Source organism: Pseudomonas sp. OTU5201 (assembly GCF_038440135.1).
Classification (GTDB): domain Bacteria; phylum Pseudomonadota; class Gammaproteobacteria; order Pseudomonadales; family Pseudomonadaceae; genus Metapseudomonas; species Metapseudomonas resinovorans.
Map to the genome: position 1 here is coordinate 70544 of NZ_JASATC010000012.1, position 19978 is coordinate 90521.

Sequence of the window (19978 nt, forward strand, 5' to 3'; positions counted from 1 at the left end):
AGCGTGGAAGTTTGGTTAAGCCATTCCACGCCCGGCGTATTGATCGAGCGCGGAACCTGATTGCTTGCGTAGGGCGGATAACGTGCCAGCGCTATCCGCCGTGGAGGGGCCGAACCTATTCCGGGTTATGCGCCGTACGGTACTAGCGATGGTTGCGATAGCGTTCGGTCAAGGACTGCACGAGGGTGACGTAGGATTGCGTCTCGGCGTAGGGAGGCACCCCGTTGTACTCGACCACGGACGCTTCGCCGGCGTTGTAACCTGCCAACGCCAGCACCTGGTTGCCGTTGAAGCGTTTGAGCAGCCAGGCCAGGTAGCGCACGCCGCCACGAATGTTCTGTCGCACGTCGAACGGATCGTCCACGGCGAAGCGCTCGGCGGTGGCGGGCATCAGCTGCATCAACCCCTGGGCGCCTGCTTCGGAAATGGCGTTGGGGCGAAACGCCGATTCGGCATGTATCACTGCGCGGACCAGCGCCCTGTCGACACCGTAACGACCCGAAGCGGCTTCGATCTCCCGCCGATAGGAACGGGTATCCAGGCGCAGTGAGGCGACCTTGAAATCCTTCGGCGCCATGCACAGATAGCAGCCCTTGATGTAATCGAGCTCAAGGACATCGACCCGAGCGGAAATCCCGACGGGGCGCCGGCTCACATATTTACGAATACCCTTGTGGACGAAGGTGTACACCCGAATCCGTACCGCGCCTGCGTTGTCGTCCCGTACAAGCCTTGGCAGGGCCATTGCCTTGGCGCCTACAGCGGCGCCCGCCATGCTGCCATCCAGGCGAGTGCAGCGGGCGCTGGCGATGGCTTGGCTGGTGTAGTTGATGGTTCCGTCCCTGGCTTGGCACTTGAACATGGCGCTGGCGCACAGTGGAGCGACCAGCAAGGCCAGCTCGATGCAGCCAAGAAGGCTCTTGCGAGCCCATCGCCATGCTCTGGAACTCATCACATCGCTCCGCGCCGCAGGCGCCGATCGGGCCTGGCGGTCCTGGCCCGGGCAATCGGGAAACACCTACTGGGACTGTCGTTGCCGGCGGTAGCCCCAAGCGCGCTTTGCGCACGCTCGCCGAGCTCCTGTTACTGACAGGACCCCAGGATTTCCCAGGCGCTGCCTTTGGAGGGCCTATCCTGAGTGACCCACCGTTTGTTCTGGTAGTTATAGCCCTTGTAACCGGCCTTGGAACCTGCCTTGACGTACGGGCTGTCGGCGCTCCCGCGTGGCGCAGGCCTGATTGCTCGCGCGACAGGTCGTCCCGGCGCGCCAGGGCCGAAAGCAAACGTTTAGAGCACGAAAAATCTGCTCCCTTGGCCGACGAACCTGGCCAAAACTGAATACACTTTGTGCCCGATTACCCTAGGCCATGAAGATGGCTGCATCGAACAAGGAACTCGCCTCCATGGCCTCGTCTGATAAACAGCAAAAACGCGCCCAGCGGGCCAAATCCAAGGCCAAGCAGAACCGTTCGGGCAAAGCCAAGGCCAATGTCTTGCATCCGCTTCTGGCCAATCCGCTGGTCAATGAGCCATTCGATGATGTCGAAATCGACCTGAGCACCTTCGACTTCAAAGACATCGAAGAGAACGGTTTCGACCCGGCGCACTTCGACGATTTGTTCCAGGCGATGAAAGTCGGCGAAGGCATCAGCCTACTAGCGATGTGCCTGGTGTTCCTGCAGTACCCGGTGTTGGAGCTGGTGGTCGCTGAGGAAGCGGAAGACGCTGCCATCGACTTCATGATGGGCCTTCTGATCGCCTATCGCGCGATCTTCCACGATGAAGACGAAGACACGGCAGTGAGTTGGCTCGGCGGCGATGCCTTCCAGACTGCCTACAACGAAGCGTCGATGATCCTGCAGAAGAAGTACGCTCGCGGCACCTCAAGCGCCCGAGTTTAGCCGCGCGCCGAGCGGCTACTGGTGGCAAGTCCATTCGGCCGAGCGTAGTCATTGCGCTGGGGCTGTCCTATGGATGCTCTTGGCCGGCTTCTGCCGGTCCCTCCTGCAGCTCTGGGTCGAAAGCCGCCTTCAGCACGCATGCAGTTTTTAGCTGCACTGCTTTATGGCGGATCGCGCGGGGAGACCCTAGCGGTCTGCCGGTCCTTGTCCCGGTCTGTCAACTCCGCGCGGTTCGCCACCCTTCGACTGACAGCGGGGGGTGGCGAGGTGTCAACCAGACAAGGAATCTTCGCCATGCACGACGCATACCCCCCATCGTTTTCCATCACCACACCGAGCGCCTGCGCGCCGTGATGATCGACAACCAGCCTTGGTTCGTCGCCCATGACGTTGCCCAGTTGATGGGTGCCGGCTTTGGGGCGATGACTGCCGGGGACGATGCATGTGGCGCCGCTCTCGGGGCCGTAGTCGTCGAGAAACGCCAGGGCGTTGACCATTTCACCGGGCCGCTGCGCCGACAGGTCACGGTGCCGTCGCTGGACAGGCAGCGTCCTGTGCGCTCGAGCGGAGGCTAGAAAATCGACCAGCCGATCCGCTCGGACAGTTTTTCCAGCGCCGCCATACCCGCCAGCGAATTGCCGGCCTCGTTGAGCTCCGGTGACCAGACGCAGACGGTGAAGCGCCCCGGCACCACTGCGACTATCCCGCCGCCTACCCCGCTCTTGCCCGGCAGGCCGACGCGGTAGGCGAAGTTACCGGCTTCGTCGTAGAGGCCGCTGGTGGCCATGATGGCGTTCAACTGCTTGGCCTGGCGCGGGGTGAGCACCTGTTCGCCGCTGTGGGGGCTGACGCCGTTGTTGGCGAGAAAGCTGAAGGCCAGGGCGAGGTCGGCGCAGCTCATGCGGATCGCGCAGTGGTGGAAGTAGCTGTGCAGCACGGCCTCCACGTCATTGCGGAAGTTGCCGAAGGACTGCATCAGGTAGGCCATGGCAGCGTTGCGTGCGCGGTGCTGGTACTCGGAACGGGCCACCACTTCATCGGACACCACATGGGGGTTGCCCGACAGGCGCCGGACGAAGTCGCGCATGGACAGCGACGGTGCGGCGAAACGCGATTCGTTGATATCGCAGATCACCAGGGCGCCGGCATTGATGAAGGGGTTGCGCGGTACGCCGCGTTCGAACTCCAACTGCACCAGCGAGTTGAACGGCTGCCCTGAAGGCTCGTGCCCCAGGCGCTGCCAGATGTCCTCGCCCGAGTGCTGGATGGCCTGCACCAGGCTGAAGACCTTGGAGATGCTCTGGATGGAGAACGGCGTCAGGCCGTCACCCGCGTAATAGAGTTCGCCGTCGTTGCTGTAGACGGCAATGCCGAGCTGGTCCCCGCTGACGCAGGAGAGTGCGGGGATGTAGCTGGCGACCTTGCCCTGGCCGATCAGGGGGCGGACTTCATCGAGGATTTCGTTCAACAGTTGCTGCATGCCGGTCCTTCCGTTGAGAGAGCGTCTTCGCGCTCATGGAGCACTGGACGCGCGCCGCGGGCAGGACGGCACAGCCTTGTTCAGGCCTCTTTCAACCGATAGCCGACGCCCGCTTCGGTAATGATGAAGCGCGGGTTGGCCGGGTCATCGCCGAGCTTCTGGCGCAGGTGCCCCACGACCACACGCAGGTAGTGGGTGTCCTCCACGTGGGTCGGCCCCCAGATGTCCTTGAGCAACTGCTGTTGGGTGACCACCCGGCCGAGGTGGCGGGCCAGTTGGGCAAGCACGGCGTACTCCTTGCGGGTCAGCGACACGTCTTCGTTGTCCAGGGTCACCCGGCGATAGGCGAAGTCCAGCCTCAACGGGCCGCTGGTGACACTGGCTTCCTGCTGCTCGCCAGGACCGCCCTGGCGCAGCAGCACCCGCACGCGGGCGAGGAACTCCTGAATACCGAACGGTTTGGTCACGTAGTCATTGGCGCCCCCGTCCAGGGCCAGCACCTTTTCACCTTCGCTGGCGCGTACCGAGAGCACCAGTACTGGCACCTGGGACCACTCGCGCAGCTCGCGCAGTACGTCCTGGCCGTCCATGTCCGGCAGACCGAGGTCGAGCACCACCATATCGGGTTTGGCCAGTGCCGCCTGGGCCAGCCCTTCGCGGCCATTGGCGCCCTCCAGCACCCGGTAGCCCTGGGCCGCCAGGCTGATGCGCAGGAACTTGCGGATCTGCGCTTCGTCGTCGATGACGAGGATGGTCGGTTGGTTGGTTGTCATGGAGTCCTTCGTTGAATCGGTATCCTGCTGGAGCGCATTTACTGTAGGGGCGAATTCATTCGCCCCTACAAGGTACTGCAATCATTCTTCCTCCAACTGCGGCTGCGGGTGCAGCGGCAGGTGCAGGGTCAAGGTGGCACCGCGACTGTCCAGGCCGTCGCTCACGGTCACGCGGCCGCCGTGGGCGCCGACCATGCCCTGGCAGATGGCCAGGCCAAGGCCCGTGCCCTGCCCGCCCCGGTCTCCCCGAGCGGCGGTATAGAACATATCGAAGATCCTGTCGCGCTCATCCGGCGGAATGCCCGGCCCTTGGTCGCTGACGGAGAAACGCAGCTCGGTTTCGTCCGCTTCCACCACAACCCGCAGGCGCCCCTGGCTGGGCGAGAAGCGCGCGGCGTTCTCCAGCACATTGACCAGCGCCTGTTCGATTAGCGCGGCATGCACGTAAAGCAGCGGTAGTTGCTCCGGCACAACGGTTTCCACCTGCAACGGCGCCAGGACCGGCCGCAGGCGCTGTAGCGCGCTGGCGACGATGTCCACCGGGGCCACCCAGTCGCGCGCCAGCTTCAGGCCGCCATGGCCAAGACGGGTCATGTCCAGCAGATTCTGGATGTAGCGGTCCAGGCGCTCGGCCTCGTCGCGGGTGCCTTCCAGCAATTCGCGGCGATCGGCCATGGGAATGGCTTCACCCAGGGCCAGCAGGCTGTCGATGGAGCCACGCATGGCGGTAAGCGGCGTGCGCAGGTCATGGGAGACCGACGCCAGCAATGCACTGCGCAACTGTTCAGTCTCGCCGTGCAGGCGCGCGGCCTCCAAGTCTTCTGCGAGCTGGGCGCGGGCCAGGGCCTGGGCCAGCGGTTGGCCGAGGGCGGCGATCAGCCGACGCCGGCCCGCCGGAAGCGGCGCTTCGTCGCGCGGGCTGATGCCCAGCAGCACCAGTGGCCCCTCCTCCCCGGACAACGGCAACCACCACCAGCGCCCGCCCGGCAAGGTGTCGGTCCCCAGACCTGCTGGTTGATCGTGCTGCCAGGACCATTCCGCCGCGGCCCGCTCCTGGTCCGCCAGCAGGCGTTGGGCGCCTGCTTCCACCTTCCAGATGCCGTCGCGGCCTCGGGAAAGCAGGCAAACCTCTACATCCGTCCAGGCGCCAAACTGCTGAATCGCGACATTCAGGACCGCCTGGCGGTCGGTAGCGGCGGTAAGCTTGCGCGACAGGTCGAGCAATGCCGTGGTTTCCGACTGGGTATCACGCAGGGCATCCAACTGCCGACGCTGGCGCGAGGCCAGGTTTCCGGTCAGCCCGGCCATCAGCAGGAAGAACAGCAGCGTCAGCACGTCTTCCTGTCGGGCGATGGTCAACGAGAAGGTCGGCGGGATGAACAGGAAGTCGTACGCGAGAAAGGACAATCCGGCGCACAGCAGCGCAGGTCCCAGGCTGCTGCGAACCGCAACCAGCAGCACGGCGGCAAGGAACACCAGGGAAATGTTCGGCAGTTCCAGCGAATGGGATACCACCCAGGCCAGGGCGCTGGCGGTGATGGCGGCCAGAACCGCCAGGCCGTAGTCCAGCAGACGCGCAGAATCGCTGGCGCGCGGACTGGGTGGGCGACGGTCAGCTTCGGTATCCAGCACGCTGATTTCCAGTCCCTCGCCAAGGTGCAGCAAACGCTCTGCCAGCCCTCGCCCGAGCAGGCGGCGACGCAGACGCTGACGGCTGCGGCCGACCAGCAACAGGCTGGCGCGGCGCTCGTTGGCGTGCTGCACCAGCGTCTTGGCCACCGATTCGGCACGCAGGGTTACCACCTCGCCGCCCAGGCGCTCTGCCAGTTGCTGAGCACCTTGCAGGTGGGTGCGAGACTCTTCCGAACGCACTCCGCCTGTGTCCACGTGCACCACCGACCAGGGCAAGTGGCGCCGCTCGGCCACCCGGCTGGCATGGCGCACCAGGCGCTCGGCCTGATGGTCACCATCAATGCCTACCAGCAGCCGCCCGCGCACGGCGGGTGCTTCCAGGCCACGCTGCCGATAGCGGCGGTTGAGGTCGGCATCCACCCGTGCGGCGGCGGTTTGCATGGCCAGCTCGCGCAGGGCGGTGAGGTTGGTCTGGGAGAAGAAGGCGTCGATGGCGGCGCGCGCCTGCTCAGGCACGTAGACCTTGCCTTCGCGCAGGCGTTCGAGCAATTCGCGGGGCGGCAGGTCGACCAGGAGGATTTCGTCAGCCTCCTGCAGTACCCAGTCCGGCAGGGTCTCGCGTACCTGCACGCCGGTGATGTCATGCACCTGGTCGTTGAGCGCTTCCAGGTGCTGGACGTTGACGGTGGTGTAGACGTCGATGCCGGCGTCGAGCAGCTCCTGCACATCCTGCCAGCGCTTGGCGTGACGGCTGCCCGGGGCATTGGTATGGGCCAGCTCGTCCACCAGAGCCAGGCGCGGCGGACGAGCGAGGATGCCGTCCAGGTCCATCTCGGTCAGTTGCATGCCGCGGTAATCGAAACGCCGCAGCGGTTGCTGCGGCAGTCCGGCGAGCATGGCTTCGGTCTCGGCGCGACCGTGGGTTTCCACCACGGCGGCGCGCAAGTCGACGCCCTGGCGCAGTTGCGCCTGGGCGGCCTGCAGCATGGCGTAGGTCTTGCCCACGCCAGGTGCGGCGCCGAGGAAGACTTTCAGTCGGCCGCGCCCTCCCTGGGGCATCTCGGCCAGCAGCGCATCGGCGCGCAGGGCATCACTCATCGAGTCATCTCATTCAACTCTGTGTTCAGGGCCAGAACGTTGACCACCGCCGGACCGATCAGGGGCCGCTCGGTGTGTTGTTCCACCAGTCGTTCCAGGGAATCGGCCGGCAGGCTGCGTTGGGCCGAGATGCGCGCAATCTGGAAGCGCGCCGCCGCTGGCGGCAGATGCGGGTCGAGGCCGCTGCCCGAGGTGGTGACCAGGGCCATGGGCACCTTGCCGTGGCCTTCGGTGGCCAGACGGTGCGCCTCCTTGTTGATGCGCTCGGCCAGGGCCGGGTTGCTCGGCGCCAGGTTGCTGGCGCCGCTGGCCACAGTGGCAAAGCTTGCGGCCGACGGACGCGGCTGGAACCACTCGGGGCCGTCGAAGTTCTGCGCCAGCAATGAGCTGCCGCGCACCTCGCCCTTGGCGTCATGCACCAGGCTGCCGTTGGCCTGCTCGGGGAAGGCCAGTTGGGCAATGCCGGTAACAGTGAGCGGATAGGCGACGCCGGTGATCAGGGTCATCAGGGCCAGAAGACTTATGGCTGGGCGGAGTTGGCTAAGCATATTCAGTTCCTCGCGGGAAATCTAAGTCTTGCGGGGGTGAGAAACCCTCACCCCCGGCCCCTCTCCCAGAAGGAGAGGGGGATAGTTCACACCAGTCCCGCTGCGTTGAGCAGGACGTCGATCAGCTTGATGCCGACGAAGGGCGCGACGATGCCGCCCAGGCCGTAGATCAGCAGGTTGCGACGCAGCAGGCTGGCAGCGTCCGTGGCCTGCACCCGCACCCCGCGCAAAGCCAGGGGAATCAGGCCGATGATGATCAGCGCGTTGAACACGATGGCCGAGAGGATGGCGCTTTGCGGGCTGGCCAGCTCCATGATGTTCAGCACACCCAGCTGCGGGTAGATGCCGGCGAACAGCGCAGGGAGGATGGCGAAGTACTTGGCCACGTCGTTGGCCACCGAGAAGGTGGTGAGCGCGCCACGGGTCACCAGCAGTTCCTTGCCCACCTGCACCACGTCGAGCAGCTTGGTGGGGTCGGAATCCAGGTCCACCAGGTTGGCAGCCTCGCGGGCGGCCTGGGTGCCGTCGTTCATGGCCAGGCCCACGTCGGCCTGGGCCAGCGCCGGTGCGTCGTTGGCGCCGTCGCCGCACATGGCGACCATCTTGCCTTCGCCCTGTTCCTGGCGGATGCGCGCCAGCTTTTTCTCCGGCGTGGCTTCGGCGATCACGTCGTCCACCCCGGCCTCGGCGGCGATGGCGGCAGCGGTCAACGGGTTATCGCCGGTCACCATCACGGTGCGGATGCCCATCTGGCGCAGTTCGGCGAAGCGATCACGGATGCCAGGCTTGACCACGTCCTTGAGGTGTATGGCCCCCAGCAGTTTGCCGTCGGCCGCCACCAGCAGCGGAGTACCGCCGCTCTGGGCGATCTTCTCGATTTCGCGGGCCAGCGGCGCCGGCACGTCCTCGCGACTCACGCCGACCCAGTCGAGCACCGCATCCACAGCACCCTTGCGGTAGCTGCGACCGGCCCAGTCGGCACCGGAGAGACGGGTTTCGGCCGTGAAGGGAATCACAGTGATCTCGTCACGCGCCGGCTCTTGCATCGAGTGCAGCGCGCGCAGGTATTCGACGATGGACTTGCCTTCCGGCGTCTCGTCAGCGAGCGAAGCCAACAGCGCGGCGTCGGAAAGCTCCTTGCCGGCCACGCCCGGGGCCTTGATCATCGCGCTGCAACGGCGGTTACCGAAGGTGATGGTGCCGGTCTTGTCCAGCAGCAACACATGCACGTCACCGGCGGCTTCCACCGCGCGACCGGACTTGGCGATCACGTTCAGGCGCACCAGGCGGTCCATGCCGGCGATGCCGATGGCGGACAGCAGGCCGCCGATGGTGGTGGGAATCAGGGTTACCAGCAGTGCCACCAGGTAAACCAGCGGCAGGTCGCCACCGGCATAGCGGGCGAAGGGCTGCAGGGTGGCCACGACCAGCAGGAAGATCAGCGTCAGGCCGATCAGCAGGATGTCCAGCGCCACCTCGTTGGGGGTTTTCTGGCGCTTGGCGCCTTCCACCAGGGCGATCATCCGATCCAGGGTGGACTCACCGGGGTTGGCGGTGATTTTCACCAGCAGCCAGTCGGAAACGATGCGGGTATTGCCGGTGACGGCGGAACGGTCGCCACCGGACTCGCGGATCACCGGCGCCGATTCGCCAGTGATGGCCGCTTCGTTGACCGCGGCGATGCCTTCGATCACTTCACCATCACCGGGGATCAGCTCACCGGCTTCAACCCGCACCACGTCGCCACGACGCAGGCTGGCGGCCGCAACGGTCTCGAACTGGCCATTGGCCTTGCGGCGGCGCGCGGTCAAGCCCTGGCTGCCTGCACGCAGGCTGTCGGCGCGGGCCTTGCCGCGGCCCTCGGCCAAGGCTTCGGCGAAGTTGGCGAAGAGCACGGTGAACCACAGCCAGAGGGCGATCTGTACGGCCAGTCCGGTGCTCACCGCCGGGTTGGGGATGAAACAGAGAACGGTGGTCAGCACCGCGGTCAGCTCGACCACCAGGATTACCGGCGAACGTACCAGCTGGCGCGGGTCCAACTTGACGAAGGCCTGGCGCAGCGCTGGTTTCCACAGCGCGGCGAAGGAGGTCTTGGGTTGCTGCTTGGCGCCTTTGAGCGCCTGCATGGGGGCATTCATCATGGTTCTCCGTTAGAAGCCCTGGATCAGCGCGAGGTGTTCAGCGATCGGCCCAAGGGCCAACGCCGGCAGGAAGGTCAGGCCGCCGACCAGCAGAATGGTCAGGGTCAACAAGGTGACGAACAGCGGACCATGGGTGGGGAAGCTGTTGGCGCCGAGCGGTGCACGTTTCTTCATCGCCAGGCTGCCGGCGATGGCCAGCACCGGGATGATGTAGCCGAAGCGGCCGAGGATCATCGCCACACCGATCAGCACGTTATGGAACGGCGTGTTGGCACCGAAACCAGCAAAGGCCGAACCGTTGTTGGCAGTACCCGAGGTATAGGCATACAGGGCCTGGCTGAAGCCGTGGGCGCCGGGGTTGGTGATGGAAGCCGCAGGGCCGGCAAGGCTGACGGCCAGGCCGCAGAACACCAGCACACCCACCGGCATCACCAGCAGGGTCGCCACCAGCAGGCGCACTTCGCGGGCTTCCAGCTTCTTGCCGAGGTACTCCGGGGTACGGCCAATCATCAGGCCAGCGAGGAACACGGCGATCAGCACAAACAGCAACATGCCGTAGAGACCGGCACCGACGCCGCCAAAGATGATCTCGCCGAGCATCATGTTGAACATCGGGATCATGCCGCCCAGGGCGCTGAAGCTGTCATGCATGGCGTTGACCGAACCGTTGGACGCGGCCGTGGTGGTCACCGCCCAGAGCGCCGAAGCGGCGATACCGAAGCGACTTTCCTTGCCTTCCAGCGAACCGCTCTGCTCGATCGGCAGTGCAGCCAGGGCCGGGTTCGGCTGGTATTCGCTATACAGGGTCGCGCCCAGGCCAATGACGAACAGCACCAGCATGCAAGCCAGCAGCGCACGGCTCTGGCGCAGGTCCTTGACGTAGTGGCCAAAGGTGAACACCAGGGCCGCCGGGATCAGGATGATGGAAGCCATCTCCAGCAGGTTGCTCCAGGCCGTGGGGTTCTCGAACGGGTGCGCCGAGTTGACGCCGAAGAAGCCGCCACCGTTGGTGCCCAGTTGCTTGATGGCGATCTGGCTGGCTGCCGGACCAAGGGGAATGCTCTGGTCGGCGCCCTGCAGGGTCACCGCATGGGCGTAGTCGAAGAAGCTTTGCGGAACGCCCTGCCAGACCAGGAATAGCGCCAGCGGCAGGCACAACGGCAGCAGCACGTAGAGGGTCGCGCGAGTCAGGTCGACCCAGAAGTTGCCGATGCTGTCGGTCGAACGACGGGCAATACCGCGGCAGAACACGACCAGTACGGCCAGGCCGACAGCAGGGCTGACGAAGTTCTGCACGCCCAGGCCGACCATCTGGCTGAAGTAGCTCAGGCTGGCTTCACCGCTGTAGGCCTGCCAGTTGGTATTGGTCATGAAGCTGACGGCAGTGTTAAACGCCAGGCTCCACTCCAGGCCCGGCAATTTCTGCGGGTTCAGCGGCAATGCACCTTGCAGCATGAGGATGGCGAACAGAACGACCAGGCTGGCGAGGGAAAAGGCCAACAGGGCTAGTGCGTAGGTCTTCCAGTCCTGCTCACGCTCGGCATCAACGCCTGCGACGCGGTAGCAGAAACGCTCGACGGGCGAGAAAACCGGGGTCAGGAAGGTACGTTGTCCCTCCATCACCCGGTAGTAGAAGCGTCCGAGGAAAGGTGCCGGCGCCAGCACCAGCACGAAGAAGGCCAGGATGAGGCCGATGTCCTGAAGTTGCATGTGGCCTCCTAGCCGCGCTCGGCGCGCAGCAGCGCAACCAGCAAATAAATGAAAAGTCCCATGGCCAGAACCAGGGACACCCCGTCGAGAATGCTCATTGCTTGTGCTCCTGAATGCGGTTTATGCCGCCGTGGAGCCATTGTCGGAATGAGGGGCGTAAAGGAACGAGCCCAGAGGGCGCGCGGAGGCATCAAGAAAGCGTAAAGAAGGGGGAAGTTGGCCCTGTTCCCGGGCCAACGATCTTCACTGCCCCTCGCCTGGAGGGAGGCGGAGACTATTCGTGCCGACTGCCGGGCTAGCGCGGACGGTCAGGCACGAGCCCCTCTCCGCGGCATGGAGAGGGGCTGGGGGTGAGGGTCGCCCCCGAGTCGAAGCGTCAGGGCATGACCGGCGGAATGTAGGTCAGCGTCTTGCCCAGGCCCCACAGCAGCACCAGCACCAGCGGGATATGCACCAGCAACTGGACGAAGGAGAAGCCGATCAGGTCGCGGGCTTTCAGGCCCAGCACGCCGAGCAGTGGCAGCATGTAGAAGGGGTTGATGAGGTTCGGCAGCGCCTCGGCGGCGTTGTAGATCTGCACCGACCAGCCCAGGTGGTACTGCAGCTCGTTGGCCACCTGCATCACGTAGGGCGCCTCGATGATCCACTTGCCGCCACCGGACGGGATGAAGAAGCCCAATACGGCGGAGTACACACCCATCAGCAGCGCGTAGGTGTCGTGGTTGGCGATCTGCACGAAGAAGGTGGAGATGTGGTGGGCCAGGGTCTGGCCGTCGCTGCCGTTGACCGTGGTCATGATGGCGGCGATGGAGCCGTATAGCGGGAACTGGATCAACACGCCCGTGGTGGTGGGCACCGCTCGGGTCACGGCATCGAGGAAGCTGCGCGGGCGCCAGTGCAGCAACGCGCCCGCCATGATGAACAGCAGGTTGTAGGTGTTCAGGCCGGAAATGGCAGTGATTGCCGGCTTGCTGGCGAATTCCTGGGCCAGCCAGCCACCGGCCAGCACTACCAGCAGGATGATCAGCAGCGGGCTGTGTTCCAGCCATTCGCCCGGACGGGTCGGCTTGACTTGCGGCGGCGAGGTGAAAGTCGGGTCAACGCCGCAGGACTTGGCATCACGCGCACTGGCGGCGCTGGGCGCAGTCATGTAGGCGATCACCAGGGACACCACCATCAGCGCCAGCAGCATCACGCCCGACTGCCAGAGGAAGATGGTTTCGGTGAACGGGATCACGCCGGTGATGGCGAGGATCGACGGCGGCAGGCTGGCCGGGTTGGCCTGCAACTGCGCGGCCGACGAGGACAGGCCAAGGGCCCACACGGCGCCCAGCCCCAGGTAGGCGGCCGCACCGGCGGCGCGGTAGTCCATTTTCAGCTCTTCACGGCGGGCCAGGGCACGCACCAGCAGGCCGCCGAACACCAGGGACAGGCCCCAGTTCAGCAACGACGCGACCATGGAGATCAGCGCTACCCAGCACACGGCTGAGCGTCCGTTCTTCGGCACGCGGGCCAGCAGGTCGATCAGGCGCGAAGCCGGGCCGGAGCTGGCAACCACATAGCCGCCAATGACCACGAAGGCCATCTGCATGGTGAAGGGGATCAGGCTCCAGAATCCGTCGCCAAAGGCTTTGGCGGCCTGGCTGGCCGGCGCGCCCATCGCCAGGGTAGCGACCGTCACCAGCAGAACGGCGACTGCGGCAAAGACCCAGGAATCAGGGAACCAGCGTTCCGCCCAGTTCGAGCAACGCATGGCAAAGCGTGCTGAGCGGCTTTCTTGAAGTGTTGTGGCCATCGGGTACCTCGGGAGTGTTGTTTTTATCGGCAATCGCCCAGCCGCAATGGCGGCCGGGCGCCGGGACAGTGGTCTTGATTGAATCCGAGGGTCTTTGCCCTCTTTCTGTCTGAAACGACGACGCCACGCCCATCAGGGGCATGGTGAGGTCGGGTGCCCGTGACCTTTCAGTCTTGGGCTCGTGCGTGATGGCCTTGCGAGGACCAGGTGGGCCCGGTCCGTTGGAGCTTTCTAGTTATGGGTGAAGCAATCGCAGGGTGGATCGCGCTTCATCGATCCACCATCGGAGTCCGGACGGAGCGCCTGGGGTGGAAATGAAAAGCGCTTTCCACCCTACATGACCCGCAGCGCGGGTCGGGTGTGTTGCGGCTTAGCGTTCGATGGCCAGGGCTACACCTTGGCCACCACCGATGCACAGGGTCGCCAGGCCCTTCTTCGCATCGCGCTTGATCATTTCGTGCAGCAGGGTCACCAGCACGCGGCAGCCAGAGGCGCCGATGGGGTGGCCCAGGGCGATGGCACCGCCGTTGACGTTGACCTTGCCAGCATCCCAGCCGAGCTCCTGCCCGACGGACAGCGCCTGGGCGGCGAAGGCTTCGTTGGCTTCGATCAGGTCGAGATCAGCCAGGTTCCAGCCAGCCTTTTCCAGACAGCGCTTGGTCGCCGAGACCGGGGCGATACCCATGATCGCGGGGTCGACGCCGGCGTTGGCGTAGCTGGCGATGCGCGCCAGTACCGGCAGGCCGAGGGCCTTGGCCTTGGTGGCGCTCATCAACAGCACGGCAGCGGCGCCGTCGTTGAGGCTGGAGGCGTTGCCGGCGGTGACGCTGCCGTCTTTCTTGAAGGCCGGCTTGAGCTTGGCCAGGGCTTCGGCGGTGGTGCCGGCGCGCGGCTGCTCGTCCGTGGCGAAGGCAACGGGGTCGCCCTTGCGCTGCGGGATCAGGATCGGGGTGATCTCATCCACGAAGCGCCCACCTTCGATGGCGGCCACGGCCTTCTGCTGCGAGGCGGCGGCGAAGGCGTCCTGGGCTTCACGGCTGATGCCGTACTTCTCCACCAGGTTCTCGGCGGTGATGCCCATGTGGTAGTCGTTGAAGGCGTCCCACAGGCCGTCCTGAATCATGGTGTCGACCAGCTTGGCGTGGCCCATGCGCAGGCCGGTACGGGCACCCGGCATCACGTACGGTGCCAGGCTCATGTTCTCCTGGCCGCCGGCGATGATGACCTCGGCGTCGCCACAGCGAATGGCTTGTGCCGCCAGGTGCAGGGCCTTGAGGCCAGAACCGCAGACCTTGTTCAGGGTCATGGCCGGTACCGCGTGGGGCAGGCCGGCGAGGATGGCGGCCTGGCGGGCCGGGTTCTGGCCGGAGCCTGCGGTGAGCACCTGGCCGAGGATGACTTCATCCACTTCAGCGCCGTCGAGGCCGGTCTGGGCCAGCAACTGGCGGATCACTGCAGCGCCCAGTTCCGGGGCGGGAATGTTCGCCAGGGCACCCTGGAAACTGCCGATGGCGGTGCGGGTGGCGGCGACGATAACGACGTCTTGCATGGAGCACTCCATTTGATACGTAGGGGCGAGCTTGCTCGCGAATCGATGCGATCTTCGCGAGCAAGCTCGCGCCTACAAAGCATTGAAAAGACCGCGCCGGAGGAAGCCATGCGTGGTGGCCTCCTCCAGAGCGGTAGAGCAATCAGAAGGTCATTTCAACCACGTCGTCGGGGACGATCAAGCGGCCAGCGGTTTTCTCGGCGATCTCGGCGATGCTCACGCCCGGCGCGGTTTCGCGCAGGATGAAGGCGCCGTTCTCGATCTCCAGGTAGGCCAGGTCGGTCAGCACCTTGCGGATGCAGCCGGCGCCGGTCAGCGGCAGCTCGCAGCGTTCCAGCAGCTTGGACTCACCGTCCTTGGAGGCGTGGGTCATGGTGACGATGATGTTGTCGGCACCGGCGACCAGGTCCATGGCGCCGCCCATGCCCTTGACCAGCTTGCCAGGGATCATCCAGGAGGCGATGTTGCCGTGGACGTCCACCTCGAACGCGCCGAGCACGGTCAGGTCGACGTGGCCGCCGCGGATCATCGCGAACGACTCGGCCGAGGAGAAGATGGACGCGCCCTTGACCGCGGTGACGGTCTGCTTGCCGGCGTTGATCATGTCGGCATCGACGTCATTTTCAGTGGGGAAGGCGCCCATGCCCAGCAAGCCGTTCTCGGACTGCAGCATCACTTCCATGCCTTCGGGTACGTAGTTGGCCACCAGGGTCGGGATGCCTATCCCTAAGTTCACGTAGTAGCCATCTTTCAGTTCGCGGGCCACGCGCTGGGCCATCTGTTCGCGGGTCAGTGCCATGTCGGTTTCCTCGAATTCTTCTTGTCGTGATCAGGAGCGGACGGTGCGCTTTTCGATGCGCTTCTCGAAGCGGCCAAGAATCACACGATCAACGTAGATGCCCGGAGTGTGTATCTGGGTCGGGTCCAGCTCGCCCGGCTCGACGATCTCTTCGACTTCAACCACGGTGATGCGGCCAGCAGTGGCCACCACCGGATTGAAGTTCTGCGCGGTGTGGCGGTAGATCACGTTGCCGTAGTGGTCGGCCTTCCAGCCCTTGACGATGGCGAAGTCACCGGTGATGGAAGGTTCGAGGATGTGAGGACGGCCGTTGAACTCGCGTACTTCCTTGCCTTCGGCAACCGGGGTGCCGTAGCCGGTGGCGGTGAAGAAGGCCGGGATGCCGGCACCACCTGCGCGCAGTTTCTCGGCCAGGGTGCCTTGCGGGGTCAGTTCGACTTCCAGCTCGCCGCTCAGCAGTTGCTTCTCGAACAAAGCATTCTCACCCACGTAGGAGGCAACCATCTTGCGGATCTGACGGTCTTCCAGCAGCACGCCGAGGCCGAAACCATCGACGCCACAGTTGTTGGAAACCACGGTGAGGCCTGTGACGCCACGGCGGCGGATCTCGGCGATCAGGTTCTCGGGGATGCCACAAAGGCCGAAACCACCGGCCAGGACGGTCATGTTGTCTGTCAGCCCGTCCAGGGCTTCCTCGTAGCTGCTTACTCGCTTGTCGAGTCCACTCATGCTCATGTGCCTCTTGTCTTTATTGGTCGCGGCGCAGTGCCGCCGGTGAGTGGGTCAGAGCTTCTCCCGCACAGACTGATTTGTTAAGTTTGTTTTTCCTAACGATTCATAAGCAAACCAAATCAATGACCATCAAGCAGTTGCGCGCCTTCCTCGCTGTAGCCCAGAGCCTGAGCTTCGCCCAGGCCTGCGAACGGCTGCACCTGTCCCAACCGGCGCTGAGCCTGGCAATCAAGAACCTGGAGGAATCCCTCGGCGGCCAGTTGCTGGTGCGCACGACGCGCAGCGTCGCCCTGACGCCCGAAGGGGAAACCCTGCTGCCCATCGCCCGGCGCTTGCTGGCGGACTGGGACAATGCCGAGGAACTGCTGCGCCAGCACTTCACCCTGCAATTGGGCAAGGTTTCCATCGCCGCCATGCCCTCCTTCGCCGGCAACCTGCTGCCGGCCGCGCTCAAGGCCTTCCGCGACCAGCACCCCAAGGTCAACGTGGCGGTGCATGACGTGATCAACGAGCAGGTGCTGGAGATGGTGCGCAACCGGCGGGTGGAACTGGGCATCGCCTTCGAGCCCGAGTCCCTCGACGGTCTCGACTTCACGCCCTTCTACACCGACCGCTTCGTTGCCGTGGTGCCCGCCGACTGCGCGCTGGCCCAGCGCGCCGAGGTGGGCTGGGCAGAGCTGCTGCAGGGCAACTTCATCACCCTGCAACGCCCATCCGCGGTGCGGCTGATGCTGGAAGAAGTACTCGCCCCGCAGCACGGCCGCCTGCCGGTCGCCTTCGAGAGCCACCAACTGGTGACCGTGGGCCGGATGGTGGCCCAAGGGTTGGGCGTCAGTGCCGTACCCAGCTTGTGCATCCAGCAGATGGAAGAGTTGGGCGCCCACTGCATCGCCCTGCACAGCCCCCAGGTGGAGCGCCGCGTGGGCCTGCTGCGGTTGGCCGAGCACACGCTTTCCACTGCTGCCCAGGCACTGAGCGACGTGCTGCTGCACACCCCTGACTGGAACCGCCTCGACCTGCCCCGGCCTTGAGCCAGGGCCTATGCTGATAGCAGACGGACGACTCAAGACTCGCAAGATGAGGATGCGCAGATGGACCAGCCACTGTGGACACCCAGCCCAGTGCGGATCGCCGCCACCCGCATGGATGCCTTCCGCCGCCAGGTCAGCCAGCAACAGGGCCTGAGCTTGCCCGACTACCCTGCCCTGCATGCCTGGAGCCTGGATCGCCGCGAGGCCTTCTGGCAGTCGATCGTCGAGTTCTTCGATATCCGCTTCAGCGCGCCGCCCATAGCCGTTCTGCAAGAACGCAGCGTGATGCCCGACGCCCGCTGGTTCCCCGGCGCCACGCTGAATTTCGCTGAACACTTACTGCGCCGTCGCGACGACCATCCGGCCCTGGTGGCCATCGGCGAAGACGGCAGCCGCGTACAACTGACCTACGCCGAACTGGCCGCCCATGTCGCCGGCCTGCAACTGAGCCTGAAATCCATGGGCGTGGGAGCCGGCGACCGGGTTGCGGCCCTTATGCCCAATACCTGGCAGACCGTCGTCGGCATGCTCGCCGCCACCAGCCTGGGCGCCACCTGGTCATCCTGCTCGCCGGACTTCGGCACCCAGGGGGTGATCGACCGCTTCGGCCAGATCGAGCCCAAGGTGCTGATCGCCGCTGCCGGTTACCGCTATGCCGGCAAGAACCTGGACCTGACAGCCAAGCTCAATGAAATCCTCGAGCGCATGCCCTGGCTGGAACAACTGCTGGTGGTGCCCTACTCCCAGGCCGAGGCGCGGCCGGCGGACTTCACCACCCGCGCCCGGGTGGCCTTGTGGAACGACTTCTACCAGCCCGGCGGCGAGCCGGTGTTCGTCCCAGTGCCCTTCGACCACCCGCTGTACATCCTCTACTCCAGCGGCACCACCGGCGTGCCCAAATGCATCATCCACGGGGTGGGCGGCACCTTGTTGCAGCACGTCAAGGAACACGGCCTGCATTGCGACCTGTCGGCCTCGGACACCTTGTTCTACTTCACCACGTGCGGCTGGATGATGTGGAACTGGCTGGTTTCCGGCCTCGCCCTCGGCGCCACGCTGGTGCTCTACGACGGCTCGCCCTTCCACCCCGGCCCCGAGCGTCTGATGGACCTGATCGATGCCGAGGGCATCAGCATCTTCGGCACCAGCGCCAAGTACCTCGCCGCGCTGGAGAAGGCCGGCGCCAGGCCACGCCGGAGCCACCGCCTGGAACGCCTGAAGGCGCTGCTTTCCACCGGCTCACCGCTGTCCCACGAGAGCTTCGAGTACGTGTACCGCGACATCAAGGGCGAGCTGTGCCTGTCCTCGATATCCGGCGGTACGGACATCGTTTCCTGCTTCGCCCTGGGTAATCCGGTGCTGCCCGTCTGGCGCGGCGAGCTGCAATGCAAAGGCCTGGGCATGGACGTGCAGGTGTGGAACGAGGACGGCAAGCGGGTGTTTGGCGAGAAGGGTGAGCTGATCTGCGCCCGGCACTTCCCGTCGATGCCGGTGGGCTTCTGGAACGATCCGGACGGGGCGAAGTTCAAGGCAGCCTACTTCGACACCTTCCCCGGCGTCTGGGCTCATGGCGACTACGCCGAGGAAACCCCGCGCGGAGGTCTGCTGATCCACGGCCGCTCCGACGCGGTGCTCAACCCCGGCGGCGTGCGCATCGGCACCGCCGAAATCTACCGCCAGGTGGAAAAGGTGGAAGAGGTGCTGGAGTCCATCGCCATCGGCCAGGACTGGCAAGGCGATGTGCGAGTGGTGCTGTTCGTTCGCTTGCGTGACGGCGTCGTGCTGGACGACGCCCTGCGCGAGCGTATCCGCCAGGTGATCCGCGCCAACACCACGCCACGCCATGTGCCGGCGAAGATCATCGCCGTAGCCGACATTCCCAGGACCCTGAGCGGCAAGATCGTCGAGCTGGCGGTACGCAATGTGGTGCACGGCCGGCCGGTGAAGAACACCGACGCCCTGGCCAATCCGCAGGCGCTGGAGCTGTTCCGGGACCTGCCCGAGCTTGTAGGGGCGAATTCATTCGCCAACCGGACCGAAGGTTCGGCCTGAGGCCCTGCGGGGCAGCTCCGCCGCCCTTGGCGATTGAAATCGCCCCTACAGGAATCCTGCCTAAAGGTAGGGCCTGATCACTCCCAGGGCCCGTTCCATGTAGGCCTCTTTCTCCCCCACCGGCGCCACGTAGTGCAGTGCCGTGGCGCAGGCATCCTCGCCGGCCAATTTGGCGATAACCCAGGCCGCCAGGTACGGCGCGGACAGGCACCCGCCAGCGGTGGCCAGATTGCCATTGGCAAAGAAGGGTTGATCCAGCACCTGCACCCCGGCTTCGATCACCCAGGGTTTGGTGGTGAGGTCAGTGCAGGCCGGCAAGTTGCCGAGCAGGCCAAGCCTGGCCATCAGGAGGGCGCCGGAGCATTGCGAACCGATCAGTTGGCGCTGCGGGTCCAGGCGCAGGCGGTCGAGGATGCTGCGGTCCTTGGCGATTTCACGCGTCTGGATGCCGCTGCCGAACAGTACGACGTCCGCCGTGTTGGCCGCCTCCAGGGGCTGTTGGGCCTGGACCCGCACGCTGTTCATTGAAGTGACCCATTCGCTGGGGGACGTGATCTCCGCCCGCCAGCCCTGCCCGCGCATGCGGTTGAGCAGGCCAGCGGCCACGAAAGAGTCCAGCTCGTTGAAGCCTTCGAACGTCAGTACAGCGATACGCATCACGACCTCCCGGATCGGTTGGGGCATGCAGCGAATCTATGCGGGCTGGGGTGTGGTCGCTATGTACAGACAAAATTAAA

At 65.1% G+C, this 19978-nt stretch carries 16 protein-coding genes and 2 pseudogenes; 4 read left to right on the plus strand and 14 right to left on the minus strand.

What is annotated here, in order from left to right:
- Window positions 1-142: 142 nt before the first annotated feature.
- On the minus strand, window positions 143-952 hold the full coding sequence (locus AAHM40_RS10040; protein WP_342244495.1) for a lytic transglycosylase domain-containing protein: 810 nt from the start codon (window positions 950-952) through the stop codon (window positions 143-145).
- 451 nt (window positions 953-1403) lie between these two features.
- Here AAHM40_RS10040 and AAHM40_RS10045 point away from each other — a divergent pair, with 451 nt between their 5' ends.
- Both AAHM40_RS10045 and AAHM40_RS10050 read left to right on the plus strand, forming a co-directional pair.
- A complete protein-coding gene (locus AAHM40_RS10045; RefSeq protein ID WP_342244496.1) occupies window positions 1404-1901 on the plus strand; it encodes a hypothetical protein in 498 nt (165 codons plus the stop codon).
- Between the two features lie 294 nt (window positions 1902-2195).
- A pseudogene (locus tag AAHM40_RS10050) lies at window positions 2196-2308 on the plus strand (phage antirepressor); the annotation flags it as partial.
- A 9-nt stretch (window positions 2309-2317) separates the two neighbouring features.
- Here AAHM40_RS10050 and AAHM40_RS10055 read toward each other — a convergent pair.
- The 12 genes and pseudogenes from AAHM40_RS10055 to AAHM40_RS10110 all read right to left on the minus strand — a co-directional run.
- Window positions 2318-2440, minus strand: a pseudogene (locus tag AAHM40_RS10055) (phytanoyl-CoA dioxygenase family protein); the annotation flags it as partial.
- Window positions 2441-2472: 32 nt separating this feature from the next.
- Window positions 2473-3381, minus strand: coding sequence for a glutaminase B (glsB, locus tag AAHM40_RS10060; RefSeq protein ID WP_342244497.1), 909 nt, complete (start codon window positions 3379-3381; stop codon window positions 2473-2475).
- An 80-nt stretch (window positions 3382-3461) separates the two neighbouring features.
- Window positions 3462-4154: a response regulator gene (locus tag AAHM40_RS10065; RefSeq protein WP_342244498.1), complete on the minus strand. Its 693-nt coding sequence runs from the start codon at window positions 4152-4154 to the stop codon at window positions 3462-3464.
- Between the two features lie 81 nt (window positions 4155-4235).
- Window positions 4236-6884 carry a sensor histidine kinase KdpD gene (locus tag AAHM40_RS10070; protein WP_342244499.1) on the minus strand — a complete coding sequence of 883 codons (2649 nt, stop codon included), beginning with the start codon at window positions 6882-6884 and terminating at the stop codon, window positions 4236-4238.
- Window positions 6881-7432: a potassium-transporting ATPase subunit KdpC gene (kdpC, locus tag AAHM40_RS10075; RefSeq protein WP_342244500.1), complete on the minus strand. Its 552-nt coding sequence runs from the start codon at window positions 7430-7432 to the stop codon at window positions 6881-6883. The genes AAHM40_RS10070 and kdpC overlap by 4 nt, the downstream gene beginning before the upstream one ends.
- Before the next feature lie 86 nt (window positions 7433-7518).
- The gene (gene kdpB, locus AAHM40_RS10080) at window positions 7519-9570 is read right to left on the minus strand and encodes a potassium-transporting ATPase subunit KdpB (RefSeq protein ID WP_342244534.1); all 2052 of its coding nucleotides are present in this window, start codon (window positions 9568-9570) and stop codon (window positions 7519-7521) included.
- Between the two features lie 12 nt (window positions 9571-9582).
- Entirely contained in the window at window positions 9583-11283 is a 1701-nt protein-coding gene (gene kdpA / locus AAHM40_RS10085) for a potassium-transporting ATPase subunit KdpA (RefSeq protein WP_342244501.1), read from the minus strand.
- Between the two features lie 8 nt (window positions 11284-11291).
- Window positions 11292-11381, minus strand: a complete 90-nt coding sequence (kdpF, locus tag AAHM40_RS10090) for a K(+)-transporting ATPase subunit F (protein ID WP_036996920.1) — start codon at window positions 11379-11381, stop codon at window positions 11292-11294.
- A 278-nt stretch (window positions 11382-11659) separates the two neighbouring features.
- Window positions 11660-13078 carry a short-chain fatty acid transporter gene (locus AAHM40_RS10095; RefSeq protein ID WP_342244502.1) on the minus strand — a complete coding sequence of 473 codons (1419 nt, stop codon included), beginning with the start codon at window positions 13076-13078 and terminating at the stop codon, window positions 11660-11662.
- A gap of 370 nt (window positions 13079-13448) precedes the next feature.
- Window positions 13449-14627 carry an acetyl-CoA C-acetyltransferase gene (locus tag AAHM40_RS10100; protein ID WP_342244503.1) on the minus strand — a complete coding sequence of 393 codons (1179 nt, stop codon included), beginning with the start codon at window positions 14625-14627 and terminating at the stop codon, window positions 13449-13451.
- Window positions 14628-14769: 142 nt separating this feature from the next.
- Window positions 14770-15426: a CoA transferase subunit B gene (locus AAHM40_RS10105; protein ID WP_342244504.1), complete on the minus strand. Its 657-nt coding sequence runs from the start codon at window positions 15424-15426 to the stop codon at window positions 14770-14772.
- A 30-nt stretch (window positions 15427-15456) separates the two neighbouring features.
- Window positions 15457-16155, minus strand: a complete 699-nt coding sequence (locus AAHM40_RS10110) for a CoA transferase subunit A (RefSeq protein ID WP_342244505.1) — start codon at window positions 16153-16155, stop codon at window positions 15457-15459.
- Window positions 16156-16280: 125 nt separating this feature from the next.
- On the opposite strand from AAHM40_RS10110, the gene AAHM40_RS10115 reads away from it, so the two are divergent.
- On the plus strand, window positions 16281-17189 hold the full coding sequence (locus AAHM40_RS10115) for a LysR family transcriptional regulator (protein WP_280282838.1): 909 nt from the start codon (window positions 16281-16283) through the stop codon (window positions 17187-17189).
- A 60-nt stretch (window positions 17190-17249) separates the two neighbouring features.
- Window positions 17250-19241, plus strand: a complete 1992-nt coding sequence (locus AAHM40_RS10120; protein WP_342244506.1) for an acetoacetate--CoA ligase — start codon at window positions 17250-17252, stop codon at window positions 19239-19241.
- Between the two features lie 60 nt (window positions 19242-19301).
- Here AAHM40_RS10120 and AAHM40_RS10125 read toward each other — a convergent pair whose 3' ends face one another.
- Window positions 19302-19898 carry a DJ-1/PfpI family protein gene (locus AAHM40_RS10125; RefSeq protein WP_342244507.1) on the minus strand — a complete coding sequence of 199 codons (597 nt, stop codon included), beginning with the start codon at window positions 19896-19898 and terminating at the stop codon, window positions 19302-19304.
- Window positions 19899-19978 lie beyond the last annotated feature (80 nt).

Coding starts and splice junctions, on each gene's coding strand:
- AAHM40_RS10040 (WP_342244495.1), bottom strand. CDS start 952: ATGAGTTCCAGAGCATGGCGATGGGCTCGCAAGAGCCTTCTTGGCTGC.
- AAHM40_RS10125 (WP_342244507.1), bottom strand. CDS start 19,898: ATGCGTATCGCTGTACTGACGTTCGAAGGCTTCAACGAGCTGGACTCT.
- kdpF (WP_036996920.1), bottom strand. CDS start 11,381: ATGAGCATTCTCGACGGGGTGTCCCTGGTTCTGGCCATGGGACTTTTC.
- AAHM40_RS10110 (WP_342244505.1), bottom strand. CDS start 16,155: ATGAGTGGACTCGACAAGCGAGTAAGCAGCTACGAGGAAGCCCTGGAC.
- AAHM40_RS10045 (WP_342244496.1), top strand. CDS start 1,404: ATGGCCTCGTCTGATAAACAGCAAAAACGCGCCCAGCGGGCCAAATCC.
- glsB (WP_342244497.1), bottom strand. CDS start 3,381: ATGCAGCAACTGTTGAACGAAATCCTCGATGAAGTCCGCCCCCTGATC.
- AAHM40_RS10065 (WP_342244498.1), bottom strand. CDS start 4,154: ATGACAACCAACCAACCGACCATCCTCGTCATCGACGACGAAGCGCAG.
- kdpC (WP_342244500.1), bottom strand. CDS start 7,432: ATGCTTAGCCAACTCCGCCCAGCCATAAGTCTTCTGGCCCTGATGACC.
- AAHM40_RS10095 (WP_342244502.1), bottom strand. CDS start 13,078: ATGGCCACAACACTTCAAGAAAGCCGCTCAGCACGCTTTGCCATGCGT.
- AAHM40_RS10105 (WP_342244504.1), bottom strand. CDS start 15,426: ATGGCACTGACCCGCGAACAGATGGCCCAGCGCGTGGCCCGCGAACTG.
- AAHM40_RS10100 (WP_342244503.1), bottom strand. CDS start 14,627: ATGCAAGACGTCGTTATCGTCGCCGCCACCCGCACCGCCATCGGCAGT.
- kdpB (WP_342244534.1), bottom strand. CDS start 9,570: ATGAATGCCCCCATGCAGGCGCTCAAAGGCGCCAAGCAGCAACCCAAG.
- kdpA (WP_342244501.1), bottom strand. CDS start 11,283: ATGCAACTTCAGGACATCGGCCTCATCCTGGCCTTCTTCGTGCTGGTG.
- AAHM40_RS10115 (WP_280282838.1), top strand. CDS start 16,281: ATGACCATCAAGCAGTTGCGCGCCTTCCTCGCTGTAGCCCAGAGCCTG.
- AAHM40_RS10120 (WP_342244506.1), top strand. CDS start 17,250: ATGGACCAGCCACTGTGGACACCCAGCCCAGTGCGGATCGCCGCCACC.
- AAHM40_RS10070 (WP_342244499.1), bottom strand. CDS start 6,884: ATGAGTGATGCCCTGCGCGCCGATGCGCTGCTGGCCGAGATGCCCCAG.